This is a genomic window from Saccharopolyspora sp. MMCC62 (assembly GCF_057736575.1).
The window spans coordinates 144,335-164,286 of record NZ_JBYKCM010000011.1 but is presented as its reverse complement, the minus strand read 5'-3'; the positions used below and the strand labels follow the sequence as shown (position 1 = coordinate 164,286).

Annotated in this window: 18 protein-coding genes; 4 read left to right on the top strand and 14 right to left on the bottom strand. The window is 72.1% G+C overall.

From position 1 onward, the window contains the following. Nucleotides 1-15: 15 nt before the first annotated feature. Nucleotides 16-1,437 carry a serine/threonine-protein kinase gene (locus AC29IT_RS24280; RefSeq protein ID WP_488220208.1) on the bottom strand — a complete coding sequence of 474 codons (1,422 nt, stop codon included), beginning with the start codon at nucleotides 1,435-1,437 and terminating at the stop codon, nucleotides 16-18. Between the two features lie 73 nt (nucleotides 1,438-1,510). Beyond that, the gene (thyX, locus tag AC29IT_RS24275; protein ID WP_358441303.1) at nucleotides 1,511-2,263 is read right to left on the bottom strand and encodes an FAD-dependent thymidylate synthase; all 753 of its coding nucleotides are present in this window, start codon (nucleotides 2,261-2,263) and stop codon (nucleotides 1,511-1,513) included. Between the two features lie 197 nt (nucleotides 2,264-2,460). Here thyX and AC29IT_RS24270 point away from each other — a divergent pair, with 197 nt between their 5' ends. Continuing rightward, on the top strand, nucleotides 2,461-3,054 hold the full coding sequence (locus tag AC29IT_RS24270) for a toxin-antitoxin system HicB family antitoxin (protein WP_358441300.1): 594 nt from the start codon (nucleotides 2,461-2,463) through the stop codon (nucleotides 3,052-3,054). Nucleotides 3,055-3,079: 25 nt separating this feature from the next. Beyond that, complete coding sequence (locus AC29IT_RS24265) at nucleotides 3,080-4,153, top strand: DUF4097 family beta strand repeat-containing protein (RefSeq protein WP_488220207.1); 1,074 nt, start codon at nucleotides 3,080-3,082, stop codon at nucleotides 4,151-4,153. On the opposite strand, the gene AC29IT_RS24260 is transcribed toward AC29IT_RS24265, so the two are convergent. Next, the gene (locus tag AC29IT_RS24260) at nucleotides 4,137-5,366 is read right to left on the bottom strand and encodes a winged helix-turn-helix domain-containing protein (RefSeq protein ID WP_358441294.1); all 1,230 of its coding nucleotides are present in this window, start codon (nucleotides 5,364-5,366) and stop codon (nucleotides 4,137-4,139) included. The genes AC29IT_RS24265 and AC29IT_RS24260 overlap by 17 nt on opposite strands. A 415-nt stretch (nucleotides 5,367-5,781) precedes the next feature. Between AC29IT_RS24260 and AC29IT_RS24255 the strand changes: the two genes are divergently transcribed. Together AC29IT_RS24255 and AC29IT_RS24250 are read left to right on the top strand one after the other, a co-directional pair. Continuing rightward, nucleotides 5,782-6,339 (top strand): N-acetyltransferase family protein, encoded by a 558-nt coding sequence (locus AC29IT_RS24255; protein ID WP_488220206.1) that lies wholly within the window; start codon nucleotides 5,782-5,784, stop codon nucleotides 6,337-6,339. A gap of 434 nt (nucleotides 6,340-6,773) precedes the next feature. Further along, nucleotides 6,774-7,265: a hypothetical protein gene (locus tag AC29IT_RS24250; protein WP_358441288.1), complete on the top strand. Its 492-nt coding sequence runs from the start codon at nucleotides 6,774-6,776 to the stop codon at nucleotides 7,263-7,265. A 293-nt stretch (nucleotides 7,266-7,558) separates the two neighbouring features. Here the strand turns inward: AC29IT_RS24250 and AC29IT_RS24245 are convergent, their stop codons facing one another. The 11 genes from AC29IT_RS24245 to rpsO all read right to left on the bottom strand — a co-directional run bounded on the left by AC29IT_RS24245 (nucleotide 7,559) and on the right by rpsO (nucleotide 19,734). Then, the gene (locus AC29IT_RS24245; protein ID WP_488220205.1) at nucleotides 7,559-7,813 is read right to left on the bottom strand and encodes a hypothetical protein; all 255 of its coding nucleotides are present in this window, start codon (nucleotides 7,811-7,813) and stop codon (nucleotides 7,559-7,561) included. Nucleotides 7,814-7,836: 23 nt separating this feature from the next. Next, the gene (locus tag AC29IT_RS24240) at nucleotides 7,837-8,076 is read right to left on the bottom strand and encodes a hypothetical protein (protein WP_488220204.1); all 240 of its coding nucleotides are present in this window, start codon (nucleotides 8,074-8,076) and stop codon (nucleotides 7,837-7,839) included. 272 nt (nucleotides 8,077-8,348) lie between these two features. After that, a complete protein-coding gene (locus AC29IT_RS24235; protein WP_488220203.1) occupies nucleotides 8,349-8,552 on the bottom strand; it encodes a hypothetical protein in 204 nt (67 codons plus the stop codon). Between the two features lie 83 nt (nucleotides 8,553-8,635). Then, nucleotides 8,636-9,883 (bottom strand): YeeE/YedE family protein, encoded by a 1,248-nt coding sequence (locus tag AC29IT_RS24230; RefSeq protein WP_488220202.1) that lies wholly within the window; start codon nucleotides 9,881-9,883, stop codon nucleotides 8,636-8,638. Nucleotides 9,884-9,918: 35 nt separating this feature from the next. Further along, the gene (locus tag AC29IT_RS24225; protein ID WP_488220201.1) at nucleotides 9,919-11,664 is read right to left on the bottom strand and encodes a DUF6239 family natural product biosynthesis protein; all 1,746 of its coding nucleotides are present in this window, start codon (nucleotides 11,662-11,664) and stop codon (nucleotides 9,919-9,921) included. A gap of 100 nt (nucleotides 11,665-11,764) precedes the next feature. Next, on the bottom strand, nucleotides 11,765-13,597 hold the full coding sequence (locus tag AC29IT_RS24220; protein ID WP_488220200.1) for a hypothetical protein: 1,833 nt from the start codon (nucleotides 13,595-13,597) through the stop codon (nucleotides 11,765-11,767). A gap of 616 nt (nucleotides 13,598-14,213) precedes the next feature. Beyond that, nucleotides 14,214-14,699 (bottom strand): hypothetical protein, encoded by a 486-nt coding sequence (locus tag AC29IT_RS24215; protein WP_488220199.1) that lies wholly within the window; start codon nucleotides 14,697-14,699, stop codon nucleotides 14,214-14,216. Then, nucleotides 14,700-15,473 (bottom strand): 4-hydroxy-tetrahydrodipicolinate reductase, encoded by a 774-nt coding sequence (gene dapB / locus AC29IT_RS24210; RefSeq protein ID WP_488220198.1) that lies wholly within the window; start codon nucleotides 15,471-15,473, stop codon nucleotides 14,700-14,702. It abuts the gene before it with no gap. Continuing rightward, the gene (locus AC29IT_RS24205) at nucleotides 15,470-16,846 is read right to left on the bottom strand and encodes a M16 family metallopeptidase (RefSeq protein ID WP_488220197.1); all 1,377 of its coding nucleotides are present in this window, start codon (nucleotides 16,844-16,846) and stop codon (nucleotides 15,470-15,472) included. The genes dapB and AC29IT_RS24205 overlap by 4 nt, the downstream gene beginning before the upstream one ends. A 122-nt stretch (nucleotides 16,847-16,968) precedes the next feature. Then, on the bottom strand, nucleotides 16,969-19,230 hold the full coding sequence (locus AC29IT_RS24200; protein WP_488220196.1) for a polyribonucleotide nucleotidyltransferase: 2,262 nt from the start codon (nucleotides 19,228-19,230) through the stop codon (nucleotides 16,969-16,971). A 234-nt stretch (nucleotides 19,231-19,464) separates the two neighbouring features. After that, entirely contained in the window at nucleotides 19,465-19,734 is a 270-nt protein-coding gene (gene rpsO, locus AC29IT_RS24195; RefSeq protein WP_358441265.1) for a 30S ribosomal protein S15, read from the bottom strand. Between the last annotated feature and the right edge of the window lie 218 nt (nucleotides 19,735-19,952).

Below are 19,952 nucleotides of genomic sequence, written 5' to 3'. Positions count from 1 at the left end.
CCGGCCGAATCCGGGTCAGTTCGCGAGCGATCGGGTGAGCTTCGTGCCGTCGGTGCTGCGCAGGTAGCAGAGCACGGTCTGCGCGCCGTCGTCGGTGTCGGAGTCGTCGTCCGCCGCGGTCCGCCGCTTCAGCTCCCACGCCTGCTCGGTCGGCACCAGCGCCCCGTAGCGCAGCGCCGCGTCCTTGCCCGGCAGCTCGATCTCCTCCGAGCCGAAGTAGGCGCCGCACAGCGCTTCGCCGAACCGCGCCAACCGGTCCTCGCCGGGGTAGGCGGTGTCGCTGCTCGCACTGCTGCCGAACGGGGAGCCGTCGGTGTAGACCTCGAAGTCGTGCGGCTCCGAGCAAAAGCCCACCTGCTGCTCCGGCACGCTCGCGCCCGCCGCGGGCACGCCCGTCCCGCAGGATTCGATCTTGCTGGCTTCGAAGGTGGCCAGATCGCCGTCCACCCCGTAGGTCAACGTCGGCAGCTCCGCCTCCGGCCGGCCCGGCACCAGCGCGAACCGGCCGATCAGCACGCCCGCCACCAGCAGCAGCACCGCCACCACCGCGGCGGCGCGCCACGGCGTCCGGCGCGCGGGGCGCAGCGGCGCGGTCGGCGCGGCCTGCACCCGGGTCCCCACCTCGCCCGCCAGCAGCGCGCGGGCCTGCGCCGGGGTGAACCGGGCGCGCGGGTCCGCGATGAGCAAGCCCATGATCAACGAGCCGAGCGGGCCCTGGGTGCGGGTCAGCGCAGGCGTCTCGTGCAGCACCGCGTGCAGCGTCGCGGCCGTGGTCCGCCGCTCGAACGGCAGCCAGCCCTCCGCGGCGAAGAACAACGTCGCCCCGAGCGACCACAGATCACCCGCCGGAGTGGCGTCGGCGCCCTGGATGCGCTCCGGTGCCATGAACGACGGCGAGCCGACGATGCTGCCGCTGCTGGTCAGCCGCGGATCGTCCCCGGTCTGCGCGATGCCGAAATCGGCCAGCTTCACGGTCCCGTCGGCGATCATGATGTTGCTGGGCTTCACGTCACGGTGCACGATCCCCGCCGCGTGCGCCGCCTCCAGCGCGGACAGCAGCCGCCGCGCGAGGTCCGCGACCCGATCCGGCGGCAGCGGCCCGCACCGGGCGACGAGGTCGCTGAGCGTCCCGGCCTGCACCAGCTCCATCACGATGAACGTGCCGCCGCCTTCGCTGAGCACGTCGTGCACGGTGACCACGCCGGGATCGCTGAGCCGCCCGGCGGTGCGGGCCTCCCGCAGCACCCGCTCCTCGAACACGGCGCGGTCGGCGGGCGGCACCCCGTCCGGCACGTGCAGCTGCTTGATCGCGACCTCGCGGCCGATCACCTGGTCCCACGCCCGCCAGACGATGCCCATGCCACCGCGCCCCAGCTCACCGGTCACCCGGTAGCGGTCGCCGATGGTGCGCGCCAGCGCGTCCGTCCGCTCCACCACGGACCCTCCCCCACGTCAGTCCTGGTCGAGATCATCTCATCGGACGTGGGCGGGCTCCGCTCGGTTCCGCCGATCAGCCCTCGGCGACGAAGGGGCTGGAGGCGACCTCGGAACCGTCCTGCAGGGCGGTGATCTCGAAGTCGCCGAACACGTTCGGGGCGGCCCGCTGCAGCTGCCGCAGGCATTCCACGGCCAGCGCCCGGATCTCCACGTCCGCGTGCTCGCTGGCGCGCATCGCCACGAAGTGCCGCCAGGCGCGGTAGTTGCCGGTGACCACGATCCGGGTCTCGGTGGCGTTGGGCAGCACCGCGCGCGCGGCTTGCCGGGCCTGCTTGCGGCGCAGCGTCGCCTGCGGCTCGTCGGCGAACTTCTCCTGCAGCGCGTCCAGGATCTCGGTGTAGGCGGCGACGCTCGCCTCGGTCGCCCGCACGAACTTCGCGTGCAGCTCCGGGTCCTCGGCGATCACGTCGGGTTCGACCACGGCCGCGTCCCGCTCGGGCACGTAGCGCTGGGAGAGCTGCGAGTAGGAGAAGTGCCGGTGGCGGATCAGCTCGTGGGTCAGCGACCGGGACATCCCGGTCAGGTAGAAGGTGACCGAGCCGTGCTCCAGCACCGAGAGGTGGCCGACCTCCATGATGTGCCGCAGGTAGCCGTCGTTGGTGGCCGTGGCCGGGTTCGGCTTGTGCCACGACTGGTAGCAGGCCCGGCCGGCGAACTCCGCGAGCGCCTGGCCGCCGTCCGCGTCGGTGGACCAGTCCACGTCGGCGGGCGGGACGAACTCGGTCTTGCCGATGAGCTGGACCTTCGGCGGCACGATGTCGGTCACGGTGCGCGGATCCCCTTCTGCCTGGCGGACGAACCCGGATGGTGCCGCCGCGCCCGGTCGGGCTTCGGCGGTTTCCCGAGCGTATCCGGCGATCGCGGCGGCCGGACCCGGCCGGGGACGGCGGTGGCGGCACGCCCGACCCCCGATGACACCATCGTGCCCTTGCGCGGCGTCAGTCTTGACGCCATAGTGGCGTCATGGACCTCAGCCCTTACATCGCACAGCTCCGGGAAGACCTCGGTTCCGCCGCGTCGGCGGGCGACGAGCAGACCCGGCAGACCGCCGCGGCGCTCTCCGCCGCGATCGAACCGGCCGCCCGCCTGGCCATCATGAACGCGCTCTCCGACCTCGCCGCCGAGGTCACCACGCACCTCGACGGCGAGGTCGTCGACCTCCGGCTCGACGGCCGGGACCTCCGCGTCGTCGTCAGCGGCGGGGGTGGTGGCGGCGGTGGCGGCACCCCGCGCGCCGCGGCCACCGAGGAGGAACGACCACCGCCTCCCCCGCCGGGCGCCGACGGCGGCGACATCAGCCGGATCACGCTGCGCCTGCTCGACGAGATCAAGTCGCAGGCCGAGCAGGCCGCGTCCACTCAGGGCGTCTCGCTGAACACGTGGGTCGCGCAGGCGGTGCAGGGCGCGCTGCACGGCGGCCGGCCGCGCGGACCGTGGGACCACCATCGCTCGGGACGCGGACCCGGCGGCTGGGGCCCGCCCGGCGCGGGCCGCTGGCGCCCCGACGGACCCGACGACGGTCCCGGATCGCGGCTGCACGGCTGGGTGCACGGCTGAACGCGGCGGAGAGGCGGTACTGGTGATGAGCGACAACGGCACGGACGAGCAGGATTCCCGGAACTCCGAGGAGCCGGGCGGGCTGGTGCGCACGCAGGACTTCGACACGGCGGCGCCCATCGAGGTGGACATCGGCAACAGCCTCGGCTCGATCACGGTCGAGCTGAGCGCCACCGCGGTCACGCACGTCGAGGTCCGCCACGACGCGGCGGCCGGCGGCGGGGATTGGCGCAGCGGGCTCACCGGGCTGCTCAGCTGGGTCAGCGAGCAGTTCGGGGAGGCCGCGACGCGCGGCGGTCCCGGTGAGCGCGGTTCCGGCGAGCCAGGTCCCGGTGGTCGTGGCCCCGGCGGTCGTGGGCCCGGTGGTCGTGAGCCCGGTGAGCGCGGCGCGGGCGACCGGCCGTTCGGCGACCGGCCCTTCGGCCGCACCGGACCGCGCGAGCCGGTGGCCGAGGCGGTGCGGCAGACCCGCATCGACCTCACCGGCAACCGGCTGGCGGTGCGCACGCCCAGCACCGCACCGCTGCGCGCCGTCCCGCTGTCCGTCCTCGTCCGAGCACCCGCGGACTCCCAGCTGGCGATCCGCGCGGGCAGCGGAGAAGTCCGGGTGACCGGCGCGGCCGGTCGGGTGCACGTGCAGTCCGGCGGCGGCGCGGTGTCCGTCGAACGAGCAGGCGGCAGCACCGTCGCCCGCACCGGCTCCGGCGCGCTGCGGCTCGGCGAGATGGCCGGCGGGGTGCAGGCGCGCAGCGGCAGCGGCGACGTGGAGATCGCCGCGGTGCACGCCACGTCCTCGGTGGTGACCGGCAGCGGCGCCGTGTGGCTGGGCACCGTCGGGTCCGACGTGCTGGTGCGCTCCGGCAGCGGGGACATCGGCATCGCCGACGCCCGCTCCGGTCAGGTCGAGCTCATCACCGGCTCCGGTGGACTGCGGATCGCGCTGCCGCAGGGCACCGACGCCGAGGTCGACCTGATCTCCAGCACCGGCGCCGTGGACAGCGAGCTCGACGTGTCCGGAGAACCGACCGCGCAGGAACCGGCGCTGCGGATCTTCGGGCGCAGCGGCAGCGGCGACGTGCTGCTCACCTCCGCGGTGTGAGCGCGCGCAACGCCTCGACGAGGTGGGCGTCGCCGCGCGAACCGATCTCCACGCCGTCCAGCCCCAGCCAGTCGGCCATCTCGACCAGGGCGCCCGCGAGTTCCGGGGCGGCCGCACCGAGGTCGTGACCGGGCTCGGCGAAGGCCCCCGGAACCCGGAGGACCTTCGCCGCCCGGTCCGCCTTCAGATCCACCCGGCCGACCAGTTCGCCGTTGAGCAGGAAGGGGAACACGTAGTAGCCGTACACCCGCTTCGGTTCCGGCACGTAGATCTCGATGCGGTAGCGGAAGCCGAACAGCCGCTCCGCCCGGGACCGCTCCCAGATCAGCGGGTCGAACGGGCACAGCAGGGCGCGGCCGCGGATCGCGCGCGGAGTGCGGGCATCGCGGTGCAGGTACGCCGGCTTGCTCCAGCCCTCGACCTCGACCTGCTCCAGCTCACCGCTCTCGACGAGCTCGGCGACCGCTTGCCGGGACTGCTGCGGGCTCAGCCGGTAGTAGTCGCGCAGATCGGTCTCGGTGGCCACGCCGTGAGCTTCCGCGGACCGCCGCACCAGTTCGCGGACCGCGTCGTCGTCCGCCGGGTCCTGGGCCAGCACTTCGGGCGGCAGCACCCGCTCCGGCAGGTCGTAGAGCCGTTCGAAACCCTTGCGGGTGCCGGTGGTGAGCTCTCCCATCGCGAACAGCAGCTCGCACACCCGCTTGGTGTCGGTGCGGTTCCACCACGGACCGCGCCCCTGCCGGACGCCGCCGCCGAGCTCGCGTTCCAGGGTGCCCGCGCCGACCGGTCCGAGGTCCTTCACCGCGGCGAGCACGTCGTCGACGAGCCCCGGCGATTGCTCCAGCAGCTCCCGGGAACGGCTGCGCCAGGAACCGCCGTGCTCCCGCATCCGCCAGCGCAGCAACGGCCAGTCCCGCACCGGGATCAGCGAGGCCTCGTGCGCCCAGTACTCGACGAGCAGCCGGGGTTTCGCCGCGGTCGGCGCCCACGCCGCATCGTCCACGAGCCGGGCCGGGTAGGCGCCGAGGCGGCTGAACAGCGGCATGTAGTGGGCGCGCACCGCCACGTTCACCGAGTCCAGCTGCAATAGCTTGGTGCGCCCCAGCGCCCTGTTCAGGTGCTGGCGGGTGGGCCGTCCCGCGGGGCGGCTGTCGGCGAACCCTTGCGCGGCCAACGCGGTGCGCCGGGCCGCCGCGGTGCTCATGGTCTGCATCCGCCGCATGGTGCCACCCCGCACCGACACCCCTGTTTCGCACCGATACACCCGTCGCGCACACGCACCCGTTCACGACAACGCGCCCGTTTCGCGCCCACGCATCCGTTGCACGCCAACGCAGCCGTTTCACCAACGCAGCCGTTGCGCACCGACACGCCCGTCCGCACCGACGCACCCCGTCGCTCTCATACACCCGTCGCGCCCACGCATCCGTTCACGCCGACGGCGCGCCCACACCCATCGCACCCACGCACCCGTCGCCGCCCACGCATCCGTTCACGCCGACGGCGCGCCTGATCGTGCCGACCGAGACCCGCGCCTTTCCGGGGAACGGCGCTCCGGTTCCCGCTTGCCCCCTGTCCTCCGGACGGGGCCACCGGATCTCCCGGACCCGGACGCTAGGTTGGCGCGCATGGCCGATGCCGAGGTGCGGGCCGCGACGCCCGCCGACGCCCCTGAGATCACCCGCGTGCAGCTCACCACCTGGCGCAGCGCCTACGCGGACCTGCTGCCCGCGGAAGTGCTGGCGGGCTTGGACGAGGCGGAGACGACGCGGCAGTGGACCGAGGCGATCGCCGACGGGCCGGTGGCGGTGCTGGTCGCCACCGAAGGCGACCAGCTCGTCGGTTTCTGCGCGGCGGGCACCGCTCCCGAGCAGGAGGCGGCGGCCGCGGACGGCGCGGTGCCGCCGGACCTCTCCGAGGTGGCGTGGGTGAGCACGCTGCTGGTGGAACCGCGGTGGGGTCGCCGCGGCCACGGCGGCAGGCTGCTGGCGACGATGGCGCAGCGCCTCGCGGACGGCGGTGCGTCCCGCGGCATCAGCTGGGTTCCGGAGGCCGATTCGGCGTCGCTGGCGTTCTTCGAACACGCAGACTGGCTGCCGGACGGCACGGTCCGCACCTTGGACGCGGGCGGGCGCCCGATGCGCGAACTCCGCCTGACCGGCCCCCTAGCCCTGCACCTCCACTGACCACCCGCCACGAACCTCACCCGACCAACGAGGTGAGTGCCCCACCCGCCCAAACCGACAGGGCGAGCGACCCACTCACCCGACTCGACCAACAAGGTGAACGGCCCACTCACCCGAGCCGACGAGGCAAACGGGCCACTCACCCGCCCAAACCAGGAAGGTGAATGGCCCACTCGCCCAAGCCGACGGGGCTAGTGGGCCACTCACCCGGCACGACCCCGGAGGCGGGTGGCCCACTCGCCCACGCTGGCAGGGCTGGTGGGGCACTCACCTGATGTGGTCTTGCGGGTCTGATGTGGTCGTGCGGGCCTGGTGTGGTCTTGCGGGATGTGCGGGGCACCGTCAGCGGAGGTGCGCAAGTCGAGTTCAGCGTCAGCGCTCGGTCACGCATTGCTAGCCTGTGGCGGACCGCACTCCGACGTTCGGGTGGACCTGTGCTGACCTCGATCGGCTTGATCGCGACCGCTTTCGGCATGGCGGTGGCTTCCGCACTTCTCCCGGTGATCAGCGTGGAGATCTTCGTGATCGGCCTGGTCGTGAAGAGCCCGGAAGTGCCTTGGTGGCTGCTGGCGCTGGTGGTGACGATCGGCCAGATCGGCGGCAAGTTGCTGTACTTCTACGCGGCGCGGGGCGTGATCCGGTTGCCGCGCTTCCTGCAGCGCAAGAGCGAACCGGGCGAGCACCGCGGCCGCTGGGCGGCGTGGCTGGAGCGGTTCCGCGTCGGCTGCCAGACCCGTCCGATGTGGACGGGCGGGGTGCTGCTGCTGAGCGCGGTGGCGAGCCTGCCGCCGTTCCTGGCGACGTGCGTGGCCGCCGGATGGGCGCGGGTCCCGCTGAGCACTTTCCTGGTGACCGGCCTGGTGGGCCGCTTCGTGCGGTTCGCGGCGCTGGCGGTGGCGCCGGGCGCCATGATCGCCTGGCTGTGACCGCCTGGTCGTCACTGCCCGATCGTCACTGCCCGGTCGTGACTGCCCGGTCATCACCGCCCGGTTCTGACTGCCCGGTCGTCACTGCCTGGTCGTCACTGCCCGGTCGTGACCGCCCGGTCATCACCGCCCGGTCATCACCGCCCGGTCATCACCGCCCGGTCATCACCGCCCGGTCATCACCGCCCGGTCATCACCGCCCGGTCGTGACTGCGCAGACGCCGCCGCACGCGGTCGGTCCGGTGCGACGGCGCCTGCTGTTCGCCTACAGCACGGTTCGGCGCTCATGGCGATCAGGGCTGCGGCAGCAGCTTCCCGGGCACGGCGGCGACCGAATCGAGCAGGCCCAGCACCGGGACGCCCAACGGCGCGAACGTCCAGATGTTGTTCAGGTCCCCGGTGTCGGGCTGGTCGACGATGATGACGCCGCCCGGTTCCGGCGCGGGCTGCGGTGCGGCGGTGGCGGCGGTGGCGGCGGTGGCGGAACCGAGCAGAGCGGTTCCGGCGAGCGCGGTGGCGGCCAGGCCGCGGCGCAGGGTGCTGTTCATCAGTGGTGTTCCTCTCCGGTGGTTCAGTTGAGGCGATCCGGCGGGTGCCGGATCGGTTGGGGCTGTCGGCTGGTGTTGGACGGCGGGAGCTGATTCACCTGGTGCTGGATCAGCACGAGCCGGATCAGCTGGCGCCGGATCAGCTGACACTGGATCGGCGGGCGCCGGATCAGCTGGTGGTGGATCGGCACGAGCCGGATCGGCTGGCGCTGGATCAGTTGGCGCTGGATCAGTTGGAGCTGGATCAGTTGGAGCTGGATCAACTCGGTGCCGGATCAGCACGAGCCGGATCAGTTGGCTCGGAATCAGCCGGCGACGATCAGCCGGTGCCGAACCAGCTCGTGTTGGACCGGCTGGAGCTCGATCACCTGGAACCGGACCAGCTGGTACCGGATCGGCCGATGCCGGATCACCTGGAACCGGCCCGGCGAACCGGACCGGCTGGAGCTGATTCACCTGCTGCCGGACCAGCACGAACCGGACCGACCGAGGCCGAATCAGCCACATCCCGACCAGCCGAAACTCGGCCTGCGGATCAGCTGAGCGCGTCGAGCAACCCCACGACCGGGTTCAGCGCGGCGGTGGGCAGCCCAACGGTGGGGCTGAGCAGCCCGCCCGCGTCGACGCCGGGGATCACCCAGATCGACGGCGGGTCGGCCTGCGCGGCTCCGGCGCCGAGCCCGAGCAGGGCGAGGCTGGTGACGGTCGCGGCCGTCAGCCTGGCGAGGTTCTTCGACATGGTGCTTCTCCTCGTTTCTCTCCATCCCGCCGCTCCGGCGGGAAGTCCAGCGCCCCGCGGCGAATCACCACCGCGCGGGCGGATCAGCAGACCGAGTCGGTGGGCTTCGGGTTGCCCAGCCCGAACAGCGGCCGCAGCAGCAGTCCCGCGTAGGTCCCGATGATGGCGACGACGCCCCACAGCCAGCCGTGCAGGCTGAACGAAGCGATGCCGGAGAAGTAGGCGCCGATGTTGCAGCCACCGGCGAGCCGCGCCCCGAGCCCCATCAGGATTCCGCCGAGCACGGCGCCGACGGCGAGCCGCCACGGGATGCGCCGGTGCAGCACGAACGCGCCGGCCGCGGCGGAGGCGACGAGGGCGCCGATCATGATGCCGAAGTCCATCACCGAGATCTTGTCGGCGAGCACGGACGCGTCGAGCTTCGCGGCGTTCTCCGGCACGGCCCAGAACGGCGCCCCGGAGATGTCGACGCCGATCCAGCCGAGGAACTTCGCGCCCCACAGCCCGAACGCGGAGGTGATGCCCCACGGCCCGCCCGAGATGAACAGGGTGAGCGCGTTCAGCCCGGCCAGCAGCAGCGCCCCGACCCACAGCGGCCAGGACCCGCGCAGCACCCGCAGCAGCCCCTGCGCGGTGGGCGGCGCTTCGATCGGCGGCGGGGTGCGGCGTCGTTCGACGAGCAGTGACACGCCGACGACCGCTCCGATGATGAGCAGCGAGATCAACAGCGCGCCCGGGTAGCCGAGCGGGGTGTCCGCGAAGGACACGGTGGGTCCGGTCTTCTGCAACGCGCTGATCCACGGGGTGAGGAAGGCGCTGAGTACGGATCCGGCGATGAACCCGCCGAGGGTGTAGAGGATCGCGGTCTGCCCGCTGCCGACGGCGAACAGGGTGCCGGAGGCGCAGGACCCGCCGACCTGCATGCCGACGCCGAACAGGAACGAGCCGAGGACCACGCCGAATCCCGCGGGCGCCACGGTCCCTTCCGGGGCACCGGAGAGCCCGGCGCCGGTGCCGAGGATGGCGGCGAACAGCACGCAGGCGATGGCGAGCATCAGCATGTGCGCGCGCAGCGCACGTCCTTGTCCGACGGCGACGAGCTGCCGCCAGGCGGAGGTGAACCCGAACCGGGAGTGGAACAGCACGCCGCCGAGGGCGAGGCCGACGACGTAGAGCACGGCGAGCTTCCAGCCGGCTGCGCTGATGACGGCGAGGCCGACGACGGCGGCGAGCAGGACGCCGATGGTGACGACGCCGGGCCGGGCGGGCGGTGCCTGCGGTGCGGGTGGTGCGGGTGTTCTGGGTTCTTCAGCGGTGTCCACTATGGACATGTCGTTCGCTCCTCGTTTCGGGGGCCGGTGGCGGTTCAGGGGGCCAGCGGCCCGGAGACCGCGACCACGGTGCCATGCGGAACCCACTGACCGGCGGGTTCGGAACCGTGCATTCCGCCACGCATGCCGGGCATGTCCATCTGCATCGCGTCGACCTGCGCGGAGGCGTAGATCACGACGGGGTCGTGCGCGCGTTGCCCGCGGGCGGCGAGCCAGGTGTGGAATCCGGCGACGGACGGCGGTTCGCCGCCGAACGACGTGGCCAGGGCCATGCCGTATTCCAGGGAGCGGTATTCGCGGGGGTCGAACCGCAACGGCACTGCGGAACTGGCGATGCCGGTGGTGACGGGGCTGTGCAGCAGCCAGGGCGCGAGGTGCACGCCGTAGGCGTAGGTGGGCGCGGTGTGCTGGGTCGCCGCGACGGTGTCGAGGCGCCGGGCCGCGTCGGTCCAGCCGCCGACGAGCACGAGGGCGTTGTCGGGCGCCGGCCGGTCGCCGACGGGCAGCTCCGCCTGCCGTGCGGCGTCGCGGACGACGTCGGCGGCGGCGCGGGATCGGGGCGAGTCGTCGCCGAGGACGGTGATGCCGGGCGCCCCGTTGCGCTGGACGTAGCCGACGAGGATGCGCAGCGCGGCCGCGTCCTGCTCGGACAGCGAGTCGGCGGGGCAGCCGTCGAGCGGCGCGCGCTGCTCGGCGACGAGTCCGGCGAGCGCGGTGCTCGCGCATTCCGGCCCGTCGGCGGAGGTGGCGGCGGGCAGCCCGGGCCCGTTGCCGGTGTCCACCTCGACGTCACCGGTGGCGTCACCGGACCCGTGCAGCGCGAGTTCGCCGCGCCCGGCGGGCAGGTCCACTTCGGCCCAGGTGCCGGAGGTGCCGGGCCGGGCGACGGCGCGCACCGGGCCACCACCCGCGTCGACGGTGAAGTCGTCGCCCGCGCTCTCGGGCAGGTGCACCAGGTTCTTGCCGGGCCGGTGCGGGGTGACGAGCACCGGCACGTCCTGCGCGCCGACGGTGGCGTGCGCGAGCCGCGGCACGCCCGGCAGCGGGAGTTCGCCGGGCGCCGGGATGCCGGGCAGCACGGTCCAGGCGGCGAAGGCGGCGGCGACGGCGACCGCCCCGATCCGGTAGGTCCGCCACGGATCACCGCGCCGCAGCAGCAGCACGACACCGCCCGCGGCGAGCGCGGACAGCGCGATCAGCAGCAGCACGGCACCGAGCCCGCCGAACAGCCGCCGGTCCGCGATGCCGGTGAGCACCAGCTGCGCCACCGCGGCGGCGAGCAGCACCACGGCGAGCACGATCGCCAGCGGCCGCAGCCGCAGCCCGCCTTCGGGCCGCCGCTCGGCGGGCAGGGTGAGCGCGAATCCGGCGAGCCCGAGCCAGGTGACGGCGGTGGCGGTGACGAGGGTGGTGATGAGGAATTCGGCGGGCGAGTGCCCGAGCGCGCTCTCCACGACGACGAGCGCGGTGAGCGCGAACCCGAGGTAGGCGGCGGGAGTGGGCGCGCGCAGCGCGATCGGCAGCGCGAGCAGCAGCACCGCGTGCACGACGGCGACGGGCGCGTTGATGTCGAGCAGCGGGATCGACAGCACCGCGGCGACCGCGCCCACCGCGGCGGCCGCCCACGCGGTCCACGTGGTGGCGCGTCCGGTGCCGCGCACGGCGGGGCGCAGCAGCCCGAGCCCGGCGGCGACGACGGTGCCGCCGAGCAGCAGCACCCGCAGCACGAGCCCCGCGGCGTCCACTCCGGTCACTCCGGTGCCGGGGTGCATACCGCTCATGTCCATCGCGATCCTCACTACGAACGAATGCGGGAGGGTCCCGGGATTCCGGGAGGAGCCGCCGGGCGGGTCCGCGGGGGATCCGCCCGGCGGCGCGGGGTTACTTCAGGTCCTCGTCGGCGACGACGAACAGTTCGGAGTGCGGTTTCGCGTTGCCGAACGGCCCGTGCGGCCAGCGCTCCCGGTTGAAGTTGATCCCGGTCTCACCGGTCACCTCGTCCTTGAAGGACTCGTCCACGGCGACCTTCCCGTCGGGCGCGAGGTCGACCATGTTGACCTTGTGGTCGCCGTCGAGCCCGGAGCGGGCGACGAAGTAGTTGGACACCGCGAGCCTGCTGGGCTGCTTGGTCTCCTCGTAACGTCCGTCGGCGCCTTCGGTGAAGTTGTCGTAGGCGCCCCAGTGCGGTCCCGCGCCCGGCTGCCCGGGGTTGATGGGGGCCGCGCCGGCCAGCGTCGGGCAGTCCTGCCCGCCGCCGTTCTCGGCCTTCTCGACGGTGTCGATGGTGCACTGGAAGTCGTTCCCGGCGGCCACGATCTTGGAGATGTCGAGGGTGTAGACGCCGCCGGTGGAGCCGGGGTCGTCAGGGCCGAGCGCGCCCTTCTGCCGCCCCTGCACCGCGCGGTACAGGAACTTGTCGTCGGGGCTGGTCTGGATCCAGCCGCCGTTGGAGCTGCCGCCGCGGGCGTCGTTGTTGGCCGGGTCGATGGCCTTGAGCGCCTGCCCGTCGTCGAAGACCTGCGTCCAGCGGGGCGCGGGCGCGGTGATGTCCGGCGTGTAGAACACCGCGCCGCCCTGCATGGTCTCGGCGAACGCTCCCTTGTGGCCGGGCAGGTTGGTGACGGTCGTCTCCATCACGGCGCGGCTCTCGGAGTGCAGCGGGTCCGCGGGATCGGCGCGCGGCCCGTCCGGCAGGTAGGACACGGCCCGCAGCTTCGGGTGGTTGCGGTCGGAGATGTCCCAGGTGCGCACGGTCGGCCGCCGCAGGTACGGCGAGGGCTGCTTGACCGGGTCCAGGATGATGTTGCGCGGTTCCGCGTAGTCACTGGTGATCAGCGTGTTCAGGTCCTCGCGGGCCTGGATGCCGTGCGGGTTGGCGCAGGTGGGCTTCCCGAGCTGCGGGAGGTTGTCGCACAGCTTCGGGTCGTCGCCCTGCGGGGTCGCCGCGGGCGATTGGGACAGCACCTTGCCGTTCGGGTCGAACCGGACGACCTCCCCGGGGCTGCCGGCGAACCCGTTGCCGACGTGCACCGATCCGTCGTCGTAGCGGTACGGGCCGGGCACGACGGGACCGCCCATGTAGGTCCCGTAGGAGGTGCCGTCGGACAGCGTCCAGTACGCGTCGGGGACGGAGCCGCCGAGGGTCTGGGTGGGCAGGCTGACGCCCTTGAGCTCCAGGTTCGGCAGCTTCGTGACGTCGAACGCGTAGGTGGCGCCGAGGAACAGCGCACCGGCGAAGATGGTGTCGCCCTTGTGCCACACGTACTGCATGTGGTGCGGCTCGTTCTCCACCAGCGGCCCGACGGTGGCGGTGTTGACGACCTCGCCGTAGGTCTCGGAGCCCTTGGTGGCGTCGATGACGGCGAGGAAGTCCGGTCCGGGCAGGGCGTTCTTCACCTTGCCGAGGCCGTCGCCGAGCGATCCGGGCAGGCCCTTGACGTCCTTGACGGCGGTGTCGGCGATGTTCTCGTCACCGGCCCACACCAGCAGCCATTCCTTGCGCTTGCCGTCGGCGGCCTTCGTGGCGGTCCTGCTGACGACGTGGTTGGTGACGGTGTAGTTCTTGCCGTCGGCTCCGGGCACCTGCTGCGTGGTGACCTGCACGTCGGCGTAGGCGTCGGTTCCACCGACGGGCAGCGTGATGGCGCCGACCGCGAGCAGCGCAGCGGCCGCTCCGGTCAGTCCCTTCCGCCATGCGCGCGAGGGGGTTCTCATCTTCTCTCCGGTCTCCATCTCGGTTCCACCAAGGTCTCGGCAACCGTTCTTCTCGTGCGGATTCGTTCTGGCGCTGGATGTCGTTCTGGTGCTGGATTCGAATGCGATCGGTTTCGGACACGCGTGTCCCCAGAACCGGTTTTCCGGAATTCGGCGCGAGCCGAAACCGATTCAGGGCACACCCGGTCGCCGGATTCGACATCGCGCGATCCGGTGCACGACAGGCGGCATCGCCCGCGGGAGGAATGGAACGGGGAATTCGGGGGGGGGAATTGCTTCGACCCCGGAGGCCGTCGCAGCGGCCGGGCGGGCACCAGCGGAATTCACTGCTCAGCGCAGGCGCGAGCGAGCGGAATTCGATGCGCGCATTGTCTTCGCGGCGGCGGTGCGGCCGATCAGAGACTACGACAGAGGGCGCTGGACTGGTGCTGCAAATCCACGTGCAAGCGGACCACCAGAGAGGCGAACCTGGACATGCGCTAGATCATGCGGCGCAACTGTACGCGGTGTCAACTAAGCGCCCAAACCGTGAGATCCACGCGGTTCGGACCTGCGGAATTCAACGGAGGAACCCGACGATCACCCGAAAGCAGGTACCGCGGCTGGTCCGGACGATCTACCGTTCCGCGTCCGCATCCCCGCGCTGCAGTTCGATCGCCCGGCGCATCGCCTTGCGCCCCCGGTTGCGGTCGCCCGCCAAGTCGTAGGCCTGCGCCACGGCGAACCAGCACCGCCAATCGCCCGGGGAGGCCTCCAGCTCGGCCTGCTTCTCGTCGAACCAGGCGTCGGCGGCCTCCCGCTCGACGCGTCCGGAAGGACGGCGCGGCAGGTGCGAGACGTCCGGCAGCGCGCCCTCGTCGTGCAGCTGCCGCGCGAGCCGTTCGGTGCCGGCGCCGAAGCGCAGCTGGTCCACCACCAGCAGCGCGCCCAGCACCGGCAGCACGAAGACCGCCACGCCGAGCACCACGAACACCGGGCGCCCCGTGACGATCATCGTGACCGCCCGGCCGCCCATCAGCACCAGGTACACCAGCAGCACCGCGGCCAGCACGAACGCCGCCGTGCGCGGCCCGAGCCCGCGCCGCCGCTCACCCTCGGACATTCACAGCCCCAGCACGGATTCGAGGCCCACGGTCAGCCCCGGCCGCCCGCCGACCTCGCGGACCGCCAGCAGCACGCCGGGCATGAACGAGCGCCGGTCGTAGGAGTCGTGCCGGATGGTCAACGTCTCCCCTTCGGTGCCGAACAGCACCTCCTGGTGGGCGACGAGCCCGGCCATCCGGATCGAGTGCACCGGGACGCCGTCGACCTTCGCGCCGCGCGCGCCGTCGAGCTCCTTGGTGGTGGCGTCCGGCGCCGGGTCCAGCTCCGCGGACTCGCGGGCCTGCGCGATGACCTCGGCGGTGCGGGCGGCGGTCCCGGACGGCGCGTCGGCCTTCTTCGGGTGGTGCAGCTCGACGATCTCCACCGATTCGAAGAACCGGGCGGCAACCTCGGCGAACTTCATCGACAGCACCGCGCCGAGCGCGAAGTTCGGCGCCACCAGCACCCCCACCTGCGGGTGTTCGGCGAGCAGCGAGCCGATGTTCTGCAGCTCAGCCGTGCCGAGCCCGCTGGTGCCGACGACGACGTGGATGCCGTTCTCCACGCAGAACCGCACGTTCGCCAGCACCGAGTCGGGGTGCGTGAGGTCCACGGCGACCTGCGCGCCGGAGTCGACGAGCAGCTGCAGCGGGTCTTCCCGGTTGATCGAGGCGACCAGTTCGGTGCTGGGGTCCTCGCCGACCGCGCGCACCGCCTCGGAGCCCATCCGGCCGCGGGCACCGAGCACGCCGACCCGCACCGGGGATGCGACGGGGGTTTCCAGGGAAGTCACGAACGTGCCGCCTTTCTGGTGTGCTCCGGCCGGCGAACGGATTCCGGCAGGTCCTCGACGTTCTCGTACGGCCCGACGACGACGGTGGTCAGCGGGCGGCGCAACAGGTCCGCGGCGAGCTCCGCCACGTCCTCGGCGGTGACCGCGTCGATGCGGGCGAGGGTGTCCTCGACGCTGAGGTGCCGCCCGTAGTTCAACTCGCTCTTGCCGATGCGGCTCATCCGGGACGCGGTGTCCTCCAGGCCGAGCACCAGCCCGCCGCGCAGCTGCCCGCGCCCGCGCGCGACCTCGTCGGCGCTGAGCCCGTCGGCGGCGACCGATTCGAGCACGTCCCGGATCACGATGGTGACCTCGCCGAGCCGGTCCGGCTGGCAGCCCGCGTACACCGAGAAGGTGCCCGCGTCGGCGTACGAGGTCGCCGCCGAGTAGACGGAGTAGGCGAGGCCGCGCTGCTCGCGCACCTCCTGGAACAGCCGGGAGCTCATGCCGCCGCCCAGCGCGGCGTTGAGCACGCCGAGCACGAACCGGCGGTCGTCGTGCCGGTGCAGCGCGCGGCAGCCCAGCAGCAGGTGGGCCTGTTCGGTGTCGTCGTGCTCCAGCACGAGCGGCTGCTGCTTGGGCAGCCGGGTGCGGCCGGTGCGCGGCGGCGCGGGCGCGTCCTCGCCCTGCAACCGGTCCCCGACGGCCTTGCGCAGCAGCCGCAGCACCTTGCCGTGCTCGACGTTGCCCGCGACGGCGATCACCATCTTCGGCAGCGCGTAGCTGCGGCGGTAGAACCCGTGCACCCGGCCGCGGGTCATCTCGGTGATGGATTCCTCGGTGCCCAGCACCGAGCGGCCCAGCGGGTGGTCGCCGAGCACCGCTTCGGCGAACAGCTCGTGCAGCAGGTCTTCGGGGTCGTCGTCGCGCATCGCGATCTCCTCGAGCACGACGCTGCGTTCCACTTCGACGTCGGCGGCGGCGTTGACCGCGTCGAACACGACGTCGCAGAGCATGTCCACGGCCAGCGGCAGGTCCTCGTCGAGGACGTGCGCGTAGTAGCAGGTGTGCTCCTTGGAGGTGAACGCGTTGAGCTCCCCGCCCACCGCGTCGATCTCCTGGGCGATGTCCACGGCGGTGCGCCGGGCGGTGCCCTTGAACAGCAGGTGCTCCAGGTAGTGCGCGGCCCCGGCCTGCGGCCTGGTCTCGTCGCGCGAGCCGACGCCGACCCAGATGCCGACGGAGGCGGACCGGACGCCCGGGATCTCCTCGGTCACCACTCGCAGCCCGCCGGGGAGCACGGTGCGCCGCACCGATTCGGCTCCGCTGGTGGCCAGCACCCGGGTGGTTCCGGGCCGCTGGAGATGTCCCGCTCGCGTCTGGTTCTGCTTCATCGTCCCCGGGTCTCGTCGCCGTTCGCCCTGCCACACGATACGGCCCGCCCCGGACGTGCTCTCCGGGGCGGGCCGCTTCGCTGCCGATGATCGGGCGGACCCGATCTCATCGCGTCATGAGGTCACTCGGCGGGGGCTTCCGCCGGGGCCTCGGCGTCGGCCTGCTCGTCCGAGCCGGCCTTGTCGGCCTCCTCGTCGACGACGATCAGGCTGATCTTGCCGCGGTTGTCGATGTCGGCGATCTCGACGCGCAGCTTGTCGCCGACGTTGACGACGTCCTCGACCTTGCCGATGCGCTTGCCCTGGCCCAGCTTGGAGATGTGCACCAGGCCGTCCTTGCCCGGCAGCAGCGAGACGAACGCGCCGAACGCCGCGGTCTTGACCACGGTGCCCAGGAAGCGCTCGCCGACCTTCGGCAGCTGCGGGTTCGCGATGGCGTTGATCTTGTCGATCGCGGCCTCCGCGGACGGGCCGTCGGCCGCACCGACGTAGATGGTGCCGTCGTCCTCGATGGTGATCTCGGCGCCGGTCTCCTCGGTGATCGAGTTGATCATCTTGCCCTTCGGCCCGATGACCTCGCCGATCTTGTCGACCGGGATCGAGACCGAGGTGACGCGCGGAGCGTGCGGGCTCATCTCGTCCGGGGTGCCGATGGCCTCGGCCATGACCTCCAGGATGGTGAACCGGGCGTCCCTGGCCTGGCCCAGCGCCTGCGCCAGCACCTCGGACGGGATGCCGTCCAGCTTGGTGTCCAGCTGCAGCGCGGTCACGAACTCCTTGGTGCCCGCGACCTTGAAGTCCATGTCGCCGAAGGCGTCCTCGGCACCGAGGATGTCGGTCAGCGCCACGTAGTGCGTCTTGCCGTCGACGTCGTCGGAGACGAGGCCCATCGCGATGCCCGCGACCGGCGCCTTCAGCGGCACACCGGCGTTGAGCAGCGACAGCGTCGAGGCGCAGACCGAGCCCATCGAGGTGGAGCCGTTGGAGCCCAGCGCCTCGGAGACCTGCCGCAGCGCGTAGGGGAACTCCTCGCGCGTGGGCAGCACCGGCAGCAGCGCCCGCTCGGCCAGCGCGCCGTGGCCGATCTCGCGGCGCTTCGGGCTGCCGACGCGACCGGTCTCACCGGTGGAGAACGGCGGGAAGTTGTAGTGGTGCATGTACCGCTTGCTGGTCTCCGGACCGAGCGAGTCGATCGTCTGCTCCAGCCGCAGCATGTTCAGCGTGGAGACGCCCATGATCTGGGTCTCGCCGCGCTCGAACAGGGCCGAGCCGTGCGCCCGCGGCACCACGCCGACCTCGGCGGAGAGGCTGCGGATGTCGGTGAGGCCGCGGCCGTCGATGCGGACCTTCTCGGTGATGATCCGCTGGCGGACCAGCTTCTTCGTCAGCGAGCGGAACGCCGCGCCGATCTCCTTCTCGCGGCCGGCGAAGGGCTGCCCCTCCTCGATGCCGACCTTCTCCAGCGCGACCTGCTTGATCTCGTCGAGCCGGCTCTCGCGCTCCTGCTTGCCCGCGATGGACAGCGCCTGTGCCAGGTCGGCGGAGACGGCGCCCTCGACGGCGCTGTAGGCGTCGTCCTGGTAGGCGGGGAACAGCGGGTACTCGGCGGTCGCCTTGCCCGCGGCCTGGGCCAGCGCCTGCTGGGCCTGGCACAGGGTGCGGATGAACGGCTTCGCGGCCTCCAGACCGGCGGCGACGACCTCTTCGGTGGGCGCCTGGGCGCCCTGGCCGACCAGGTCGATCGTCTTGTCGGTGGCCTCGGCCTCGACCATCATGATCGCGACGTCGTCACCGACGATGCGACCGGCGACGACCATGTCGAACACCGCGCGCTCGAGCTGCTCGTAGGTGGGGAAGGCCACCCACTGCCCGTCGATCAGCGCCATCCGGGTGCCGCCGACCGGGCCGGAGAACGGCAGGCCGGACAGCTGGGTGGAGGCGGACGCGCCGTTGATGGCGAGCACGTCGTACGGGTCCTTCGGGTCCAGGCTCATCACCGTGACCACGACCTGGATCTCGTTGCGCAGGCCGTCCACGAAGGACGGGCGCAGCGGCCGGTCGATCAACCGGCAGGTCAGGATCGCGTCGGTGGAGGGACGACCCTCGCGGCGGAAGAACGAGCCGGGGATGCGGCCCGCGGCGTACATCCGCTCCTCGACGTCCACCGTCAGCGGGAAGAAGTCGAGGTTGTCCTTGGGGTGCTTCGAGGCCGTGGTGGCCGACAGCAGCATGGTGTCGTCGTCCAGGTAGGCGACGACGCTGCCCGCGGCCTGCTTGGCCAGCCGACCGGTCTCGAACCGGACCTCGCGGGTGCCGAAGGCACCGTTGTCCAGCACCGCGGTCGCTTCGTAGACGCCTTCGTCGACGTTGTGGGCCTGTGTCAAGTGGAACTCCTAGTTTCAGGGGTCCACGGTCGTGCGGGGGAATCTTTCCGACGAGGCCGGTCATCGATCGAAGCCACCGGGCGGGGTGCGCCCGGGGGCCACTACCGAGGACCGGCGGATGATGACCCGCCGTGGGCGTGGACCCGGATCGTGCGCGGGCCTAGCGGCCCGTCTTGATGCGTTCGGTTGTGCATCGGGGGAGCGCTCCACTGTGGAACGCTCCCCCGACGTAGGTCAACGACGCAGACCGAGCCGCTGGATCAGCGAGCGGTAGCGCTCGATGTCGACCTTGGTCAGGTAGTTCAGCAGCCGGCGGCGACGACCGACCATCAGCAGCAGGCCACGACGCGAGTGGTGGTCGTGCTTGTGCTGCTTGAGGTGCTCGGTCAGGCCCGAGATCCGGTTGGTCAGCAGGGCCACCTGGGCCTCCGCCGAACCGGTGTCGGACTCGTGCAGACCGTAGTCGGCCAGGATCTGCTTCTTCTGCGCGGTGGACAGCGCCACGACTGACTCTCCTTGTTTCGCGTGCCGTGTCAAGTGCTGCTGGTGCGCCGGTCGCGGGCTCGGAGCCGGGATGAGCACCGGGCGCGGAACGCTCCGGACACGACTCACGGCCATCGCCACGTCGCGCGCCCCGGGCGGTCCACACCGGAGATCGTCACCCCGAATCCCGGACGCGACCTGGAAACCAGGTCGCCGGGAGCTGTCCCCGAGTTCCGCTC